The organism is Clostridium sp. CF012, assembly GCF_018861755.1.
In the GTDB taxonomy this organism is placed as follows: domain Bacteria; phylum Bacillota; class Clostridia; order Clostridiales; family Clostridiaceae; genus Clostridium_AD.
This window is the reverse complement of sequence record NZ_JAHLEF010000112.1, coordinates 1-990: the sequence shown is the minus strand read 5'-3', so window position 1 is coordinate 990 and position 990 is coordinate 1. Positions and strand designations below refer to the sequence as shown.

The window sequence follows — 990 nt, the reverse complement described above, 5'->3', positions numbered from 1 at the left end:
TGGTTAAAATAAAATGTTATTTCATTTCTTTACCTATTTCTCTGTTTAATTTTCAAAGACCAATTTATTGTTTAATATTCGATATCATCACTTACTTACGACGACAAGGAATATTCTATCATAACAGCATTATTGTATATTAACGTTATAGTTCATATAACTAAATTATTCTCATTTTTCTCCACTATTCACTATTAATCCTCCAATACCTTATGTTGATACACTAGGATAAGTATATTGTTTCTTGTCCTATATTAATTAATATTGAACCATACTATTATATTTAATTTAACAACTACTAATCACTTAACTGTTATAATATATATAAGGGGTTGATGTTATGTGTTACAAATCATTAGAAACAATTGTAAAAAACAGTACTAATATAGTTTTTTTTGGAGGTGCAGGCGTATCAACAGAAAGTTCCATTCCTGATTTCCGTTCCGCAAAAGGTTTATATAATGTAAAAAATGGCTTAAAATTTTCTCCTGAAGTTATTTTGAGTCATTCTTTTTTTATAAATCATACCGAAGACTTTTTTAAGTTTTATAAAACTAATATGATTTTTACTGATGCAGTACCGAATGCTGCCCATATTGCATTATCAAAGCTTGAAAATAAAAATAAATTAAAAGCTATAATCACTCAAAATATTGATGGATTACACCAAATGGCAGGTTCAAAAAATGTTTATGAGCTTCATGGATCTATACATAGAAATTCTTGTATGAAATGCAACAAATCTTTTAGTTTAAATTATATATTAACTAGCAAATCTATAGTTCCAATATGTGATAGTTGTGGTGGTATTGTCAAACCCGATGTAGTCCTTTATGAAGAAGGGTTAGATATGGATATCTTAGAAAGTTCCATTAAGTCAATAAGTAACGCTGATGCATTGATTATAGGTGGTACCTCTCTTGTAGTCTATCCAGCAGCAAACCTAATTAAATATTTCAATGGAAATAACTTAATTCTCATCAACAAATC

At 27.7% G+C, this 990-nt stretch carries 1 protein-coding gene; it reads left to right on the top strand.

Annotation, left to right across the window (positions count from 1 at the left end):
- Positions 1-340: 340 nt before the first annotated feature.
- Positions 341-990 (top strand): NAD-dependent protein deacylase (locus tag KPL50_RS26555; protein WP_216301461.1); only part of this gene is annotated, 650 nt, incomplete at its 3' end.